The sequence below is a fragment of the Rhodococcus sp. YH3-3 genome (assembly GCF_001653035.1).
GTDB classification, from domain to species: domain Bacteria; phylum Actinomycetota; class Actinomycetes; order Mycobacteriales; family Mycobacteriaceae; genus Rhodococcus_F; species Rhodococcus_F qingshengii.
This window is the reverse complement of the sequence record NZ_BCWH01000001.1, coordinates 1,442,495-1,460,257: the sequence shown is the minus strand read 5'-3', so window position 1 is coordinate 1,460,257 and position 17,763 is coordinate 1,442,495. Positions and strand designations below refer to the sequence as shown.

The following is a 17,763-nucleotide window of genomic DNA, read 5'->3' as shown; positions in this document are numbered from 1 at the left end:
CACGGGGGCGTAGCCCTTACAGAATCGGCGACGGCGCGTACGCCGCAGCTTCGGGGTTGGCGTCGACAAGTTTCTGCACCTCGGCGACAACGGCATCGACCTGAGCCGAAGCAGCACCGACAAAAGCAGCCTTGTCGGCCAGGGCCTCGTCGAGTGCAACGCGGTCGAGCGGCAAACGGTCGTCGGCGGCAAGGCGATCGAGCAGGTCGGGCTCCTTGCCCTCTTCACGCATCGCCAGCGCAACTGCGACGGCATTCTCCTTGATCGCCTCGTGTGCGGTCTCGCGTCCGACGCCGGCGCGGACGGCGGCCATGAGCACGCGCGTCGTGGCGAGGAACGGCAGATACCTGGTCAGTTCCTTCTCGATGACGGCCGGGTACGCGCCCATCTCGATCAGCACGGTCAGGAAGGTCTCGAACATGCCGTCGATCGCAAAGAACGCGTCCGGGAGCGCGACGCGGCGCACGACGGAGCAGAAGACGTCGCCCTCGTTCCACTGTGCACCCGCAAGCTCGGCTGCCATGGAGCCGTATCCGCGCAGGATCACCTGAAGTCCGTTGACTCGCTCGCACGAGCGGGTGTTCATCTTGTGCGGCATCGCCGAGCTGCCGACCTGGCCGGGCTGGAAGCCTTCGGTGACCAACTCGTGGCCGGCCATCAGGCGGATCGTGTGTGCAAACGACGACGGGCCCGCGCCGACCTGGACGAGCGCGGAGATGACGTCGTGGTCGAGGGAACGCGGGTACACCTGGCCGACGCTGGTCAACACGTGAGCGAATCCGAGGTGCTCCGCAACCTTCGCTTCGAGCTGCTCGAGCTTGGCCGCATCGCCGTCGAGGAGGTCGAGCATGTCCTGAGCGGTCCCCATCGGGCCCTTGATCCCGCGCAGCGGGTACCGGTCGATCAGCTGGCGCAGACGCGTCAGTGCAACCAGCAGCTCGTCGGCGGCCGAAGCGAAACGCTTGCCCAAGGTGGTGGCCTGAGCTGCGACGTTGTGCGAGCGGCCGGCCATAACGATGGACGAGTACTCGGCAGCGCGCTCACCCAGACGGGCGGCGACGGCGATGCCGTGGTTGTAGACGTGTTCGAGAGAACGCACGATCTGCAGCTGCTCGACGTTCTCGGTGAGGTCGCGGCTGGTCATGCCCTTGTGGACCTGCTCGTGCCCGGCAAGTGCGTTGAATTCCTCGATGCGTGCCTTCACGTCGTGGCGGGTGACCCGCTCGCGGTCCGCGATGGACTCGAGGTCGACGTTGTCGATGACACGCTCGTAGTCGTCGATGGCGTCGGCCGGAATGTCGATGCCCAGCTCTGCCTGCGCACGCAACACCGCCACCCACAATTGACGCTCGAGCACGATCTTGTACTCGGGAGACCACAGAGCAACGAGCTCCGGGCTGGCGTAGCGGTTGGCAAGGACATTCGGGATGCGGCTCACGAGGCCTCAGTCTAACGGGGGCCAAGCAGTGCCGTTACCCCCGATAGAGACCGAGCTAGACCGGCGGCGCCATCACGTCGATCGATTCCAAGAGCATTCCCCTGGCCAACCCCCGTGGGTCCGGGTCGTACTCCCCCAGAGCCGTGATCATCGCACCGTCGACCATCGCGACAAGACGGCGCAATTGCCCCTCGGGAGCCGACCGGCCCGAGCGTCGAAGCGCATCGGTCAACAGGTCGTCGAGCTGGGCTCGTAGGCGCAACTGCACGTCACGAAGTGCGGGATGACGGGCACACGCGACGAATCGTTCGTAGCGCGAGATCAAACGCTCGCGGCTCTCCGGCCGCTTCTCTTCGTCTCCGAGCAGCAGCTCGACCAACAGTTCGACGGTTGATTCCGCGCCCCGCCGACGTTGGGTCACCGCAGCCACTCTGGCGCGCATCGCTTCCATGTCGGCGTTGCCGTTGAGCTCGACGGCACACGCGATCAGATCGTCGAGTGAGTCGAAGTAATAGGTCGTCGAAGCCAGTGGAAGGTCAGCTCTGGTTGCCACCGCTCGGTGACGAACGGCGTCGAACCCGCCCTCCAGCAAAAGTTCAGCAGCGGACGCCACCAGAGCTTGGCGACGTCGTTCGCCCTTGGGCGTAGCTGCAGAAGACACCACGACATCGTGCCAGCAGAGGGCACCTCCGCATGGCGAAACAGCTCGAAGACCCTGCTGTTTGTTACCCGAGCCACTTCTCGAGGCGGGCCAGTGCCTCCTGGATGTCGGCTGTCGCACCTGCGAACGAGAGTCTGACCATCCGGTTTCCGTGGACGGTGTCGAAATCGATTCCAGGTGCCAGCGCGACCCCGGTATCTGTCAGCAACCGGGCACACCACGCGGTGGCGCCCTCGTCGCCACACAGATGGCCGATGTCCGCGTAGACGTAGAACGCACCGTCGGCGGGAGCCAACTCGGTGATGCCCAGTTTCGGCAACCCGGTCAACAACAGTTCACGATTGACGGCGTACCGCTGAACGTGCCCGTCCAACTCGACCTTCGCCTCGTCCGAGAACGCCTCGACGGCGGCGTACTGAGAGATCGCGGGCGGACACACGGTCATGTTCGACGCGAGTCTCTGCAGCGGGCGCCGAAGATAGGTCGGCACCAACATCCACCCGAGTCGCCAACCCGTCATCGAGAAGTACTTGGACACCGAGCCGATCACGACGGATTCGCGTGAGGTCTCCCAGGCGCTCGACGTGTGCTGATCGCCGTATCCGATGCCGTGGTAGATCTCGTCCGAGATCAGAAGAGTTCCGTGCTGCTCGCACCACGTCGCCAATGCAGCGAGCTCCTCGGGCGAGATCACCGTGCCCGTGGGATTTGCCGGGCTCGCGACGATCAGACCGGCAGGCGGCGACGGCAAAGCCTCGAGCATTTCCACTGTCGGCTGGTATCGAGTTGCCGGCCCGCAGTCGAGTTCGACGACGTTGCAGCCGAGAGCGGCAAGGGTATTGCGGTACGCGGGATATCCGGGTCGAGCAACCACCACGGTGTCGCCCTCGTCGAACGCGGCCAGGAAGAGCAAGGTGAACGCCCCGGACGAACCGGTCGTCACCACCACGTCTTCGGCGTCGACGGCGATTCCCGATCGCTCGCTGTGGTAGCGCGCAATAGCCTCGCGTAGCTGCAGGATCCCGAAAGTCTCGGTATACCCGAGTAGTTCGGTGCCCAGAATCTCTCGCGTCGCACGTAGCACCGGTGCCGGCGCGGGCGTCGACGGTTGACCTGCCGCCAAGGTCAGGACGTCACCATGTGTCCGCTGACGTTCGGTCGCGGCCTTCCATACATCCATGACATGGAAGGTCTGGATATCTGATCGACGAGATTCTGAGCGCACACTCCGACGGTAGTCGAACCGTGGTGCGGCAAGAAACGACGACCACCCATTGTGACGATCCGACAGATTCAGGCGCTCAGCATGAGTCGATTCAACGAGACCTGGGCCACGTCCCTCGCGCAACATTGATCAACGACTTCCTTCGATCAAAAGGTGCATCAGATGAAAGCTCGCTCAGTGCCCACTGCGGCTCTGGTCACGATCGGCGTTCTCACGGTTGCCTCGTGCGGAAGCACCTCTGATCCTGGCGGCAATTCTTCCGGCGACTACGCGAAGGACGGCAGTTTCACCACGATCGTGAACACCGATCCCGGCAACCTTCATCCCCTGATCACCAATCTGACTGCCACGCAGGCGATCAACAGCTATACGAATGACTCGTTGTTGGCCATCGACCCCAAAACCCGCGCAGCGGGCTCGTATCTGGCCGAAAAATGGAGCGAGAACGGAACTTCGCTGAACTTCACCCTCAAAAAGGGGATCACGTGTGAAGACGGCACGACCTTCACTGCCCAGACAGCGGCAAACAACATCAACTGGGTCGTCGACACGACCAACGGCTCGCCGTGGTTGGGAGCATCCGTACCCGAAACTGCGGTAGCAACCGCTGATGGTGACGAGCTCACGATCAAGACAACGGAACCCGCGCCCTTCCTCCTCGAGCGCATCGGCGCTCTCAAGATGGCGTGCCAGGCAGCCCTCGACGACCCTGCCAGTGTTCGAGGCAGCAGCAACGGAACCGGACTGTTCAAGATCACCGAAGTAGTGGCCAACGATCACGTCACGCTCGAACGCCGCGACGGATACAGCTGGGGGCCGAACGGCGAAACCACGTCGGACACGCTCGGAGTGCCCAAGACGGTCACGATCAAGGTCGTGACCGACGCCGCGACGACGGCGAATCTCGTGCTCACCGGAACGGTCAACGCGGCCCCGGTTGCCGGCGCGGATATCGAACGTGTGGAAGCTTCAGGCCTCGAGTCGATGACGTCCAACACCCTGAGCGGACAGTTCATCTTCAACCACAATGCGGCTCTCCCCACCAAGGACGAGGCGGTACGCACCGCACTCGTGCAGGCGATCGATCTCGACGATTACACGGACATCAACACCGGTGGCAAAGGCTCACGAGCTACGGCACTGGCAGTAGTCGATCCGCGGGCGTGTGACTTCGACAGCGTCACCGGTGTAGTTCCGAAGTTCGACATGGCCGCTGCGAAAAAGACTCTTGCGGACGCCGGTTGGAAACCCGGGTCCGACGGTGTCCTGACCAAGGACGGTCAAGCGCTGCAATTGACGGTCATCTTTGCCAACTACCGCGACACCACCTCTGCAGCAGCCGAATACGCGATGAAGCAGTGGCAGGAGCTCGGCGCGAAGGTGGAGCTTCGTGGTGGTGACAACAACTTCATCATTTCCAACACATTCGCAGCGAAAGACCTTACGTCATGGTCGATCTCGATCGGACTGACCGTCCAGAGCGATACCCCCAGCATCTTCGTTCCGTACTTCGCCGGCCCCACCCCACCGTCGGGTGTCAACTTCGCATCGATCGACAATCAAAAGTACGCCGAACTGGCGGCGAAGGCCTCGGTTCTGCCCGGGCAGGAATCCTGCTCGGTGTGGAAAGAAGCGGAACAAGCACTGTTCACCTCGTCCGACGTCATTCCGGTGTCCACGTCGCCGAACTTCATGTTCTTCAACGGCGCAACGGCCCTGTATGCACCCGTTGGCGGCACCCTGGCCGGCCCTGGCATTCGCGTTCTGAAATAAGCCGGAAGACAAAGCTTTACGTCTGCATCTATTTCTCCGATTCGAAGGATCTACATGACTGACCGTCCATTTGTTCTCGACGACCTCCACCGTGTGGTCACACCCACTGAGACCTCAATCTCTCCCGACGGCACCGTGGTCGTCTTCGTTCGCTCGGAAATTGTTGCCGGAAAGGCAACTACATCGCTCTGGGCGGTGTCCCGCGATTCCCAGGCTCGCCGCCTCACCGCAGGGCCCGCCGATTCTGCCCCTCGGTTCTCTCCGGACGGAACCTCGATTGCCTTCCTGCGTAAGGTCGGTGACTCCGCGCAGCTGCACCTGATCCCGCTCGCCGGTGGCGAGGCCGAAACTCTCACCACATCAGCATCACTCCCCCTCGGCGCCGGTGCAGCAGCCTGGAGCCCGGACGGAAATGCCATCGCGTTCGCCGCTGTGGTCTCACGTTCGGACTCCACCGATCCGAATGCTCCCATCGTCACCGACCGACTCGGGTACAAGGTGGACGGTGCCGGTTGGCTCGGCACCTTCCGTCGCCACCTTCACACCGTCGATCTGGAGACGAAGGCAGTTCGACGGCTCACCGACGGTGACTGGAATGCAGACGTTCCGTCCTGGTCGCCCGACGGCACGGCTCTTGCCTTCACCGCGAATCTCGAACCGGACAGCGATCTGAACCTCACGTTCAGCGCTTACCGCATCCTCGTCGACGATCTGTCGGTTCCCCCGCAGCGACTCGGTCATGCCACCGGAGTGCAGGGCTCCACACTGTGGCATCCGCAGGGAGATTCGGTCGTCGCCATCGGCACTCCGGAGGTCCGTGTCGGAACTGCAGACCTGATCCGGCTGTCCGTCCCCGGCCCAAGCGAGACACCGGTCGACGTCACCCTCACAGCTCATCTCGATCGCAACGTGATGCCCGGTGCACCCGGTTACCCCGGCGGCACACCGGCACTGTCGAATACTCGCGACGAAATCGTGTTCTGCCTACGCGATCGTGGATGGACGCATCTGTACGCGGCCGACATCGAAACCGGCACCTCTCGATCCCTCGTCGCCAATCCCAACGAGGTCGTCTCGGCGCTCTCCGTTGCCCGTGACGCCCGCGTCGCCTCCGTCATCGTCACCACCCAGCAGTCCTTCGGCGAGGTCGCACTCGTCGATCTCGACAGCGGCGCGGTCACCACGCTGACGAAATTCACCGCAGAAGCACTCCCCGAGGTGACACTGTTTGCCGCCGAGGAACGCGAGTTCACCATCTCCGACGGCCGCACCGTGCATGGTTGGTTGCTGTCCGCTCCCGAAACCAGTGGCTCTGCACCCCTTCTGCTCGACATTCACGGCGGACCGCACAACGCGTGGACCGGCGTTGCAGATACCTATCACCCCGCCCACCAGGTTCTCGCCGCCCAGGGTTGGCGCATCCTGACCCTCAATCCACGTGGGTCGGACGGGTACGGCGCAGACTTCATGTACGCCGTCAACGGCGCCTGGGGTACCTCCGACCAAGCCGACTTCCTCGAGCCGATCGACGCGCTTGTCGCCGAGGGACTTGTCGACGGGGACCGTCTGGCGATCACCGGGTACAGCTACGGCGGATACAGTACGTGTCACCTGACGTCCGCGACGGATCGTTTTGCCGCTGCGGTTGCCGGCGGGCTGATCTGCGATTTCAACGCCATGGCCGGAGTCTGCGATTTCGGTCCGCACCTCGCGTCACTCGCCACCGGCACGACTGTTCCCGAGAACTCCGCCAAGCTGCTGGCAGCCTCACCGCTCGCCGCTGTGAAGAACGTGGTGACCCCGACGCTGATCCTCCACGGAAAGTCGGACGAGCGGTGCCCGCTGGGTCAAGCCGAGGCCTGGTTCGCCGCACTGCGCCAGCAGCATGTACCCACCCGCCTGGTGGCGTATCCCGGTGCAAGCCACGGGTTCCTCGTCAACGGCTCGATCTCGCACCGAATCGACTACAGCACACGACTCATCGAATGGGTCAAGCGATACACCTCCGCGAAGCTGCCCAAGACCGGCCTGGCCAACGCGTCTGCCGGAGCCGACGCGTGGAAGCGTTCGCTGGACGTACTGTGTGAGCGTTACGGCGTCACCGGTGCTCAATTCGGTATTCTCACACTCGATTCCAACGGCAAGGAAATCACCCGTACGACGGTGGCTTCCGGCGTGATCAATGCAGACACCGGGGTCGAGGTATCCACCGACTCCCTGTTCCAGATCGGATCCATCACCAAGGTATGGACCGCGATGCTGGTCATGCAGCTTGTCGACGAAGGCTTGCTCGACCTGGACGCGACCGTCCGGTCGATTCTGCCCGATTTCGCACTGCAGGACGAGGAAACAGCTGCCCGCATCACGGTTCGCGCACTTCTGAACCATCGCAACGGAATCGACGGTGACCTGTTCATCGACAAGGGTCGCGGCGACGACGTCGTCGAACGCTACGTCGAGGGCCTGCGTGACTTCCGTCAGGTTCATCCACTCGAGGACGGCTTCGCGTACTCGAACTCCGCGTACGTCCTTGCAGCTCGTATCGTCGAGGTTCTTCGCGGCGGCATCTGGGACGACATCCTCAAGGAGCGGATCATCGATCCGCTCGGCCTCGCGCACACACTCACGTTGACCGGAGATACACCGAGATACTCTGTGGCAGCGGGTCATACGGGGAACTCCGTCGTGATGCCCGTCTGGCCGATCACGCGCTCGATGGGGCCCGCGGGTTGCATCACTGCCAGCATCGGAGATCTACTCACGTTCGCGGAACTCGGTCTTCTCGAAGGACAGAGCGTCGACGGCGTACGGATCGTGTCGGAAAAGTCAGCCGCCGCGATGCGCACACCCGAAATCGACATCAGCGAACTGTTCCCGGACAAGTCGGGTTGGGGCTTGGGCTGGTTCCACGAAACCTGGTCGGGCGAAGAGATTTTCGGGCACGACGGCAGCACCATCGGCCAGCACGCGTATCTGCGCATCTTCCCCCGCCACAATGTCGCGATCGCACTGCTGACCAGCGGCGGCAAGGCCGACGGCCTCTACCGTGATCTCTTCACCGAAGCCGCGGCCGCGTTGGTCGGACTCGAACCTCCGCAAGCCCTCGCCCCGAACCCCGCGAGTGTGGAGTCGATTCCGGATTCGGTTCTGGGAAAGTACAGCTCGGGCGGAATAGCAATCGAGTTCCGTCGTGGAGAGTCCGCTGACGAAGCCGTGATCACCGTCATCGGCGACGTAATCCCGAATCCCGAGGAAGACGAAACAGCTCCGAAGAAGCCTGCAACGGTGGCCACTCTCGTACCGTCGCAGATCCCGGGGACCTGGACCACCCGTCAACCCGGGGCCGCCGGTTGGACGACGGTACGGCCGCACCGAGACGGAGTGTACGTCGGATTCCGCTTCCTACCACGGGTTAACGCGTGACGATGACCGATACACATACGATGACGGAAACACAGAACGCCGAAACACAGAACGCCAGCGAACTCGAGGAATCAAAGATGCAAGAACAGCTTCAAGAACTCGTCGATCAGTGGAGGGTCGAGGCAAACATCCCCGGCGTCTCGGTCGGCATCGTTCACGGCGACAAGGACATCGTCGTCACCAGTGGCATCGAGAGCGTCGAAACCCAACTCCCGGTCACCGACAAGACGATGTTCATGATCGGCTCCACCACAAAGGTGTTCGCCGCAACAGCCGCGATGGCACTCGTCGAGGACGGCCTACTCGATCTCGACACCCCGTTGGTCGAGTACGTCCCCGAACTGACCTTCGCCGACGAAACAGCCACGCGCACAGTCACGATGCGTCATCTCCTCACCCACACCGGCGGATTCACCGGCGACGCGGGCCTCTCGGCAGGCTGGGGCGAAGACGCCCTGGGACGCTCGGTTTCACGGCTGAACGAACTGCGACAAGAATTTCCCGTCGGAGAAGTCTTCTCCTACAGCAACTCCGGATTCGTTCTCGCCGGACATGTCGTGGCCAAGATCAGCGGACTGACCTTCGAAGAGCTGGTCAAGCAGCGCGTGCTCGACCCCCTCGACATGAAGAACTCGGCCTTCCTGCCCTGGGACGTGATGACCCACCGGTTCGCACTCGGTCACTACATCCGCGACGGTGTGCCGTTCGTGTCCAACGAAACCGGACTGGACCGCGGCATGATCCCTTGCGGCGGAATGTGGTCCTCGGTGCGAGACCAACTCGTCTGGGCACGTTACGCACTGTCTGGCGAACACCCCGGCGAAGGACAGCCGCTCGACGAGTCCACCCGGTTGTTGATGCAGAAGCCGCAGCGTCCCGCCGCGATGATGTTCGAGGAAGTCGGCCTGGGATGGCTGTTGACTCGGTACGGAACCACGCAGGTAGTGCGGCATGGCGGAAACGTGAGCAACCTCCAGGTCTCCGAGTTCATGACAGTGCCCGAGAAGAACTTCGCCGTCACCGTGCTGACCAACGCCCTCGGCGGCGGAATCGGCAAGAAGATCGTCGACTGGTGCATGGCCAACCTCACTGAACTACCCACGCCGGCATCCCTGGACGTGGTCGAGCCCGAACCCGCTGCCGTCGACGCAGTCCTGGGCAAGTATCAGGCCGGCTCACTGACGATGACCGTCGCCCCCGGTGACGAGGGAATCGGCATCCGGATGGGCAGCGCGCAGGATCTCGGTGAATACGAGGACATCGTCTGGCCGCCGGCAATCCCGATCGCCTTCCTCAACGACCGTGACTTCGCTGCGCGCGCCGACACCACCCGGGCGTTGGGACGCTTCGTCACCGACGACACCGGTCGCGCCGTGATGCTCGAATTCGGCGGCCGCACCGCCAAGCGAGTGGCCTGATCCTCTAGACGGGTGACGCGGTCCGATTACGGGACCGCGTCACCCGTCTTCGTAAATGCACAGCCGAGAAGGTACAGACTGGACGCCATGAACTTCATCGGCGAGTCGATTCTGCACCCCTCCCGGTGGAGCGTGCGTGCCCGTTCGACCGTGGCTTCGACACTCGTGATCGCCTTCTGCCTGGTGATCGCCGGGCTTGCACTGGTTTTCGTGCTGGCAAACTCCCTGCATCTGTCCGCGCTGAACGGCTCCGAAGCTCGCGCCACGCAATTGGTCCAGCAGCTCAACGGAAAAAACCCGGCCGATCTCGACCCTTCGCTTCTGTCCACAGACAGTCAGATCGGAATCGTGCAGATCGTCGACGCCGATCACCGAATAGTCGCCCAATCACCGGGAACCGACAGCGACCTCCTGTCCGAACGTTTTCTCGGCCCTGACGAGTCGGACGCTCTCGGAAGGGTCAAGAAGTCCGACGACGAGGACTACTGGCTGATCGGGCGAGGCGCTCAGACGGCGACCGGACCAGTCACCGTCTTCGTCGGCGCCGACCGCGAACCGGTTGAAACCGTGGTGACGACCGTTGCCGTTCTGCTGGCCATCGTCGGACCCCTGGTCCTGGGGCTGGCAGCGTTTGCCACCTACCGCCTCGTCGGTTCGGCCCTCGCTCCCGTCGAACGCATCCGCGCTCGGGTAGCATCGATTTCGAGTGGGCGTCAAGGTGAACGAGTGCCTGTCCCGTCAGGGAACGACGAGATAGCCCGACTGGCAACAACAATGAACGACATGCTGGCGCGCCTCGACGAAGGTGCGCTGGCCCAGCAACGATTTGTCAGCGATGCCTCACACGAGTTACGCAGTCCGCTGTCCACGATCACGACGGCCCTCGAACTGGCACACCGACGCCCGGATCTCCTCGACGACGCGCTGATCGAAGACGCACTACTTCCCGAGGCGCGCCGGATGCGGCAGTTGATCGAAGACCTGTTGATTCTCGCGCGCTCTGACGAAAGCGAACTCGAAAAGTTCGGCATCGTCGTCGACGTCGACCTCGATGACATCTTGTTCGCCGAGCAGAAAAGGATCGACGGTATCTCCGCAGTTACGGTCGCCGCTGCCGTGGCTCCGGTTCGGGTCTCCGGAGACCCGAGAGCATTGACGCGGATGGTGCGAAACCTCGTGGACAATGCAGTGCGGCATGCGGAGACCCTCGTGTATCTCGAGTGCTCCGAAGCCGGAAACGAAGCCCACATCGTGATCGAGGACGACGGGCCCGGAATCCCTGCAGCAGAACGCGAACGAATCTTCGGACGCTTCGTCCGCCTGGACCAGCCGCGGTCGAGGCAGGGAGGCGGGTCCGGACTTGGACTCGCCATCGCGTCGGAAATAGTTGCGGCGCACCACGGAACCATTTCCGTCAGCGAGAGGGCGGGCGGTGGAAGTCGATTCGAGGTGACGATTCCGGTACCGAACGACTGACGATCAGGTAGTGCCGACAAAGCGGTACCCGACGCCTCGGACCGTTTCGATGCTCTGAGTTCCGAACGGGAGGTCGAGCTTCTTACGAAGGTAACCGATATACACCTCGACGATGTTCTCGTCACCTTCGTAGTTGGTGTCCCAGACAGAGCGAACGATCTCGGTCTTCGTGACCACCACACCATTGTTGCGCATCAAGAATTCGAGAACGCTGTACTCCCTTGGCGTCAGGGTCAATTCGATTCCCGCTCTGCTCACCTGATGTTTGGCCGGGTCGAGGGACAGGTCTCCAACGGAGAGTATCGCCGGACGTTGTGGAGCGCCGCGACGCACCAGTGCGCGCAGCCGAGCGAGAAGCACGACAAACGAGAATGGCTTGACCAGGTAGTCGTCGGCGCCGAGATCGAATGCATCAGCCAGGTCGTATTCGCCGTCCTTTGCCGAGAGCATGAGGATCGGCGTCCAGATCTCCCGGGCGCGTAGATCCCGCACGATGTCGTACCCGTGTTTGCCCGGCAACATGATGTCGAGAACGATCACGTCGAATTCGTCACTGCACGCAGTCGCGAATCCGTCGTCACCGTTGAGTTCGACGGCGGTCACGAATCCCTCGGCCACCAATCCCCGCCGGATCGTCTCGGCCAGGCGCACTTCGTCTTCGACCACCAGTACTCGCACCACCGGCCCCGTTTCGTCGCCACGCAGTTGTTCGGATGCACCCAGTAGAGCAGACGGTAGACCCAGAGCCGAGTTCCGTTCAGCGTTTCTTCAGCTTCGGCTCGTCACACTGCATTCATGCCTGCAACTGTGTCGACCGTGCGAAACGTGGTCACCGAAGTCCTGACCGAGAGCACCACCGCAGAGATCGCGGTTGCCGCAATCGTGGTGGCCGCAGCTCTGTTCGCGTTCGGTTCGATCTACCGAGCTTCCGGCGTTCGGTCTACAGCCCTTCGCACGTGCGGACTCGTGCTTGCACTGGTGACGCTGTCGATCCAGGTGTATGGAAGCGGGTGGTTGACGAGCTTCGACGGGCCGGTGACCGACTGGATGGTCGATCATCGGAGCGGCGCCCTGAACCAGATCGCGGTCGCCGTCACAGATCTCGGTAGCCCGGTCGCCACCGCGCTACTCGGGATCACCTGCGGAGTGCTCATCTCCTGGCGAGCGCGTTCGGTCGTTCCGGGCTTGATCGTGATCGGAACCGTTGGCGGGGCGGCGGTCGCCAGCACGGTAATCAAAGCGCTCGTCGGTCGCGAACGTCCGCCGACCAACATCCAGGTTCTTCTCGAGACCGGCCACTCGTTCCCCTCCGGTCACGTGACGGGCACAGCAGCGCTGTTCGGCATTGCCGTTCTCGTTGTGAGCGTCGACCGAACACCGGCCGTCAAACGCCTTCTGATGCTCCTCGCCGTGACGGTCACCGTCGTCGTCGCGCTGACTCGCCTCTACTTGGGTGCGCACTGGCTCACCGACGTCATCGCCGGAGCCATTCTCGCGACGCTTGCAGTCACGGTGGGTGGAGCCCTCTTCCGATTCGTCGGCACTCACAACCAAGCTGAATCGACTACTGCTGCAATGCGCTCTGCAGAACCTTCAGCACTTCACGAGCCGCAGTCGGCCCGGTATTGAGGTAAAAGACGTCATCGTCAACAGCGACGGCGTGGTTGGCGACCACACCACGTAACTGCGCCCACAACGGCGCGTTCGTCAATGTCGCCGGGTCCCCGCCCTGCACGCCGTAGAAGATCCAGTCGGCGTCCGCCACGTTCAACTCTTCTTCACTGATGTCTCGGGAAGTGTCGTCGAACTGCTGCGACTGCGGACGGGTCAAGCCGGCATCCTCGGCGATACTGCCGGTGAACGAAGGAATACCGAAGATGCGCAGACGATTTCCGTTCTGGCGCGTGAACGACACCGTCGGCGGCGACGAGAGGGAAGCACCGAGGGCCGCGGCATCGGTATTGAAGGTATCCAGCAGTACCGTCGCCTGCTGCGTCTTACCTACCCCGTCGGCAACCAGCAGGAAGTCCTGCTTCCAGTAGACGCCGGTTCCCTGTGTTGCCACCGTGGGTGCGATGGCAGAAAGCTGGTCGTACAGCGAATCAGCGTCCTTTCCTGCAACATTCATCAAGATCAGGTCAGGATCGAGCGTGACGATCGCTTCGAAATTCGGTGTGAAGCGTCCACCTGCGTCAACGACATCACTTAGCTGAGTACGGAATTCGGGGTATGCAGACAACAAGTACGGAGGCACCAGGTCCGCACCGTCACCACGCGTCGAACCTGCGGGCACGACACCGAGCGACAGGAGAGCATCTGCTTGCCCGGTCGAGATGACGACAACCTTTTCGGGCTGCGATTCGATCGTGGTGTCCCCTTTGAAGTGTGAGACGGTACGAGGGAACTCGCCGTCCGACTTTCCGCTCCCCATTCCAACCGGGACTTCTCGCGGAGCGACAAACGCAGAGTCCGCCGGAGCCGACGCACTGATCTCGGCATCTGTGGGCGACGCGTCCTCGCTCGAGCAGCCACTGAGAGCTGCCACCAATGTCAGTGCGCCGATCAGCATTACACTGCGTGACTTCTTTCGAAAATTCATGATCGTGTCCCGTACGTCGTGAAGCATGACAGCTTCATCTTCCGTCATGGTTAGGTGACCCTACCCTTTGAAGAACTGTAAACTATATCTGTGTCAGATACAGTTCCAGGGCGTGGATCACACGAGGTCGATCGCTACTCCGATCGCGTGCCCACCGCGGAGGAAGCATCGAGATCACTCATCGCTGCGGCGTTCGAATTGCGTCGAGCGCTGCGGGAATACATGGATACGTCGGGTACCGACGCGACTCTGCCAGAGGCACAATCCGAAGTACTTCACGATGTCGCACACCATCCGGGCACTCGCATCGGGGCCGTGGCCGATCGCCTCTCCAGACGCCCGAACACCGTCAGCACGCTGGTGCGCATCCTCTCCGACAAAGACCTGATCGAGCGGCGACCCGATCCCACGGACGGCCGAGTGAGCACACTTTTCGTGAAGGACGAGCGAAGCGCGCGACGAGACCGTCGATCCGAACTACGCATCGGCGTTCTCGCCGAAGAATTGGCGGCCCTCGACGAGGGCGACCTCGACACATTGACCACTGCCGTCGGTATCCTCGACCGAGTCAATCGATCATTGCGAGATCACGCACCGCGGTGACACTCCGGGACATACAGAAGCGGTGCGGTGCAGCCCCTGCCGCACCGCACCGCACCTGCTGACGAGTTACCGCCCTAGTTCATGTCGTTCGCAATGATGTTCTCGATATTCCGTTCGGCCAGAGCGGTGATGGTGACGAACGGATTGACTCCCACATTGCCCGGTACGAGGGATCCGTCCATGACGTACAGACCCGGGTACTCCGGCAGACGACCGTAGCCGTCGGTCGCCTTGCCGAGCACACAACCGCCGAGGGGGTGGTACGTCAACTGATCGCCCCACGTCTGCGTCGGGCCGAAGAGGTCGGTCCGGTAGATCGTGCCTTCCTTCTTGTTGATCTTGTCGAAGAGCTTCTTCGCCATGTCGATCGACGGCTGGTTCTGCGAGCGCTGCCAGTTCAATCCGACTTTGCCTGTTGCCGAGTTGAATTGGAACTGAGCACGTTGCGGATTCTTGGCAATCGCCAAGTACAGGCTGACCCACAGTTCGGTACCGGCCGGGAAGGGTGCGATTTCCGCAAAGACGGGAGCGGATGTGTCGGCCCAGTTGTCGATACCCATCACGGGGATCGCGGACTGCTTCGCACCGGTGGCGTCCCACATGTGATTGGCGCGGCCCACCATCACGTTGCCGTTGTGACCCCATTCCTGTCCAACTGCACCCGGCAAATTCGCCAGCTGCCCTTGCGCTTTCATCGCGACCAGGAGCTTGCTGGTCCCGATACTGCCGGCCGCGAAGAAGACCTTGTCCGCCGTCACTGTCTTGGTGCCGACGGTATTGCCCTGCTCGTTGATCTGGTTCATCACCACTTGATAGCCACCGCCGGTCGCGGCCGGGGCAACCGAGGTCACGACGTGCAGAGCTGAAATGGTGAGCTTGCCGGTGGCGGATGCCGCAGCGAGGTACGTCTTGTCCAGAGATTTCTTTCCGGCATTGTTGCCGTAGATGACCTCACTGACCAGAGCAGACTTGGTGACCTGGCCGGCAGCTTCCTGCTTCATGTAGTTGAAGTCGTAGACATTCGGCACGAACGTTGTTGTGTAACCGGATCTCTCAGCGGTCTTTCGCCCCGTCCGCGCGAACTTGTAGTACTCGGTCGATTCGAACCAGGCCGGGTCGATGTTGTTGACTCCGAGCGCAGCGTTCGCGCGCGGGAAATACGTCGAGTACATCTCGTTGGAATCGACACCGGGCAGGATCTCTTCGAAGTAGTTACGCTTGGGTGTGACGGCCATACCGCCGTTGACCAGCGACCCACCGCCGACCCCTCGGCCCTGGTAGACCTTGATCCCGCCGAAGTCCTCGGCGTCGAGAACACCGACGTAGCGGCTGATGTTCTTGTCCACCGAGCCGCCGGAGAAGTGTGAAACCGGTTGAACTGTACGGTCTCTGAGCCAGAAGGACCGACCGTCGGGCGAGAGCATCGGGCAGAAGATCTTGCCGTCGGACCCTGGTGTGGTCCACGACTTCCCCATCTCGACCATGTGCGTGTCGATACCGGCCTGTGTCAGGCGAAGTGCCGCAACGGCACCGCCGTATCCACTGCCGATCACGAGCGCGGGGACACGGTCACCGTCGTTCAATGCTCGTCTGGGCGCAGCGGCCGCCGTGGTCCACGAGGACGAGAGTGCGGCGGCCCCCACAGCTAATCCTGTTGCTGCCAAGAAGTTTCTACGCGAGAGCGTGGAATTGGTACGTGCGTGCCGTTCGTTGGATCCAGCGCGAATGCTCAAGTGTGCCCTTCTCTTTCCGTGACCCCCGCGCTGAGATATACCGGGAGAAACCGAACGAGAAGTCCATACTCGTGGGTAACTTCGAGGAACCGTTGATTTTCCATGAAAAGGGCCGATGAACAGAAAGTTCACCGGCCCTCCGAAAGAACGAGTCAGGGAATTGAGATGCGACCTTCGACGGCGCCGAGTCCGATGTCCTTGCGGAAATGACCGCCGGGAAGCTTGACGTCGGCGATCTTTGCGTAGGCGTCGTCGCGAGCTTCGGTCAGATCCTTGCCCACTCCGACAACACTCAGCACACGCCCGCCGGCCGAGACGACGGCACCGTCTTCACGCTTCTTGGTACCGGCGTGCAGGACTCCGTCGGCGTCGGCTCCGGTGATCACGTCGCCGGTGCGTGGGGTTGACGGGTAGTTCTCCGCGGCAATCACGACCGTGACAGCGGAACCGTCGCGCCACTGCAACGGACCGACCGAATCGAGTGTTCCGGTCGAGGCTGCATTGAGTAGACCGCCCAGCGGCGTTTCGAGGAGAGCAAGCACGGCCTGAGTTTCGGGGTCACCGAACCGGCAGTTGAATTCGACGACGGCCGGGCCGTCGACACCGATCGCCAGACCGGCGTAGAGAAGGCCGGAGAAACTGCTACCGCGCGCGACCAACTCGGCAGCGACAGGCTTGACGACGTCGTCGACAATCTGCGTGACCATCTCGTCGGGCAGCCACGGCAATGGGGTGTACGCGCCCATGCCGCCGGTGTTGGGTCCGGAGTCTCCGTCGCCGACTCGCTTGTGGTCCTGAGCCGGGAGCAGCGGGATCACGGTTTCGCCGTCGACGAGGCAGAAGAGCGAAACTTCCGGACCGTCGAGGAAGGACTCGAGGAGAACCGGGTGTCCGGTCTCGAGCAGTTCTGCGGCATGATCGCGCGCGGCGAGACGATCCGTCGTGACGACTACGCCCTTACCCGCGGCCAGTCCGTCGTCCTTGACCACCCAGTTGGGACCGAAGCGGTCGAGTGCTTCGTCGAGCTTGGCCGGATTGTCGACGATCTCGCTGTGAGCGGTCTTGACGCCGGCGACAGCCATCACGTCCTTGGCGAAAGCCTTCGATCCCTCGATGCGGGCGGCGTCGGCCGAAGGCCCGAAGCAGGCGATACCTGCTGCGCGCACCGCGTCTGCGACACCGAGGACCAGCGGAACCTCGGGTCCGATGACGACGAGGTCGGCTTCGACCTTCTGGGCCAGCGCGGTAACCGCGTCACCCGAAGCGACGTCGATGGGGTGCTGCTCGGCGATTTTTGCGATCCCGGCATTGCCAGGCGCGCAGATCAGGGCCGTGACACCTGGATCGCGAGCAAGAGAGAGAAGGAGGGCATGTTCACGGGCTCCGGAGCCGATTACTAGTACGCGCACGGTGA

13 protein-coding genes are annotated in these 17,763 nt (G+C 62.5%); 6 read left to right on the top strand and 7 right to left on the bottom strand.

Features of this window, described 5'->3' with window-relative positions; all coding sequences use genetic code 11:
* Positions 1–16: 16 nt before the first annotated feature.
* The 3 genes from purB to YH3_RS06750 all read right to left on the bottom strand — a co-directional run bounded on the left by purB (position 17) and on the right by YH3_RS06750 (position 3,324).
* The gene (purB, locus tag YH3_RS06760; protein WP_003945775.1) at positions 17–1,438 is read right to left on the bottom strand and encodes an adenylosuccinate lyase; all 1,422 of its coding nucleotides are present in this window, start codon (positions 1,436–1,438) and stop codon (positions 17–19) included.
* Positions 1,439–1,493: 55 nt separating this feature from the next.
* Entirely contained in the window at positions 1,494–2,099 is a 606-nt protein-coding gene (locus YH3_RS06755) for a TetR/AcrR family transcriptional regulator (protein WP_003945736.1), read from the bottom strand.
* A 64-nt stretch (positions 2,100–2,163) separates the two neighbouring features.
* Positions 2,164–3,324, bottom strand: a complete 1,161-nt coding sequence (locus YH3_RS06750) for a pyridoxal phosphate-dependent aminotransferase (RefSeq protein WP_037132442.1) — start codon at positions 3,322–3,324, stop codon at positions 2,164–2,166.
* 162 nt (positions 3,325–3,486) lie between these two features.
* On the opposite strand from YH3_RS06750, the gene YH3_RS06745 reads away from it, so the two are divergent.
* The 4 genes from YH3_RS06745 to YH3_RS06730 all read left to right on the top strand — a co-directional run bounded on the left by YH3_RS06745 (position 3,487) and on the right by YH3_RS06730 (position 11,414).
* Positions 3,487–5,097, top strand: a complete 1,611-nt coding sequence (locus YH3_RS06745) for an ABC transporter substrate-binding protein (protein ID WP_064443157.1) — start codon at positions 3,487–3,489, stop codon at positions 5,095–5,097.
* A 54-nt stretch (positions 5,098–5,151) separates the two neighbouring features.
* Positions 5,152–8,520, top strand: coding sequence for a serine hydrolase (locus YH3_RS06740; protein WP_064443156.1), 3,369 nt, complete (start codon positions 5,152–5,154; stop codon positions 8,518–8,520).
* 20 nt (positions 8,521–8,540) lie between these two features.
* Positions 8,541–9,938 carry a serine hydrolase gene (locus YH3_RS06735; protein ID WP_042453531.1) on the top strand — a complete coding sequence of 466 codons (1,398 nt, stop codon included), beginning with the start codon at positions 8,541–8,543 and terminating at the stop codon, positions 9,936–9,938.
* Positions 9,939–10,025: 87 nt separating this feature from the next.
* Positions 10,026–11,414, top strand: a complete 1,389-nt coding sequence (locus YH3_RS06730) for a HAMP domain-containing sensor histidine kinase (RefSeq protein WP_064443155.1) — start codon at positions 10,026–10,028, stop codon at positions 11,412–11,414.
* Between the two features lie 3 nt (positions 11,415–11,417).
* Here the strand turns inward: YH3_RS06730 and YH3_RS06725 are convergent, their stop codons facing one another.
* Positions 11,418–12,092, bottom strand: coding sequence for a response regulator transcription factor (locus YH3_RS06725; protein WP_064443482.1), 675 nt, complete (start codon positions 12,090–12,092; stop codon positions 11,418–11,420).
* A 117-nt stretch (positions 12,093–12,209) separates the two neighbouring features.
* Here YH3_RS06725 and YH3_RS06720 point away from each other — a divergent pair, with 117 nt between their 5' ends.
* Positions 12,210–13,043, top strand: coding sequence for a phosphatase PAP2 family protein (locus YH3_RS06720; RefSeq protein WP_207624134.1), 834 nt, complete (start codon positions 12,210–12,212; stop codon positions 13,041–13,043).
* Here YH3_RS06720 and YH3_RS06715 read toward each other — a convergent pair.
* Positions 12,979–14,061 carry an ABC transporter substrate-binding protein gene (locus YH3_RS06715; RefSeq protein WP_231917208.1) on the bottom strand — a complete coding sequence of 361 codons (1,083 nt, stop codon included), beginning with the start codon at positions 14,059–14,061 and terminating at the stop codon, positions 12,979–12,981. The genes YH3_RS06720 and YH3_RS06715 overlap by 65 nt on opposite strands.
* 42 nt (positions 14,062–14,103) lie before the next feature.
* Between YH3_RS06715 and YH3_RS06710 the strand changes: the two genes are divergently transcribed.
* Entirely contained in the window at positions 14,104–14,616 is a 513-nt protein-coding gene (locus YH3_RS06710) for a MarR family winged helix-turn-helix transcriptional regulator (protein WP_231917207.1), read from the top strand.
* A 74-nt stretch (positions 14,617–14,690) separates the two neighbouring features.
* On the opposite strand, the gene YH3_RS06705 is transcribed toward YH3_RS06710, so the two are convergent.
* On the bottom strand, positions 14,691–16,259 hold the full coding sequence (locus YH3_RS06705; RefSeq protein ID WP_007734403.1) for a GMC oxidoreductase: 1,569 nt from the start codon (positions 16,257–16,259) through the stop codon (positions 14,691–14,693).
* Between the two features lie 242 nt (positions 16,260–16,501).
* A complete protein-coding gene (purD, locus tag YH3_RS06700; protein WP_007734401.1) occupies positions 16,502–17,758 on the bottom strand; it encodes a phosphoribosylamine--glycine ligase in 1,257 nt (418 codons plus the stop codon).
* Between the last annotated feature and the right edge of the window lie 5 nt (positions 17,759–17,763).

Coding starts and splice junctions, on each gene's coding strand:
- YH3_RS06745 (WP_064443157.1), top strand. CDS start 3,487: ATGAAAGCTCGCTCAGTGCCCACTGCGGCTCTGGTCACGATCGGCGTT.
- YH3_RS06740 (WP_064443156.1), top strand. CDS start 5,152: ATGACTGACCGTCCATTTGTTCTCGACGACCTCCACCGTGTGGTCACA.
- YH3_RS06735 (WP_042453531.1), top strand. CDS start 8,541: ATGACGGAAACACAGAACGCCGAAACACAGAACGCCAGCGAACTCGAG.
- YH3_RS06730 (WP_064443155.1), top strand. CDS start 10,026: ATGAACTTCATCGGCGAGTCGATTCTGCACCCCTCCCGGTGGAGCGTG.
- YH3_RS06720 (WP_207624134.1), top strand. CDS start 12,210: ATGCCTGCAACTGTGTCGACCGTGCGAAACGTGGTCACCGAAGTCCTG.
- YH3_RS06715 (WP_231917208.1), bottom strand. CDS start 14,061: ATGACGGAAGATGAAGCTGTCATGCTTCACGACGTACGGGACACGATC.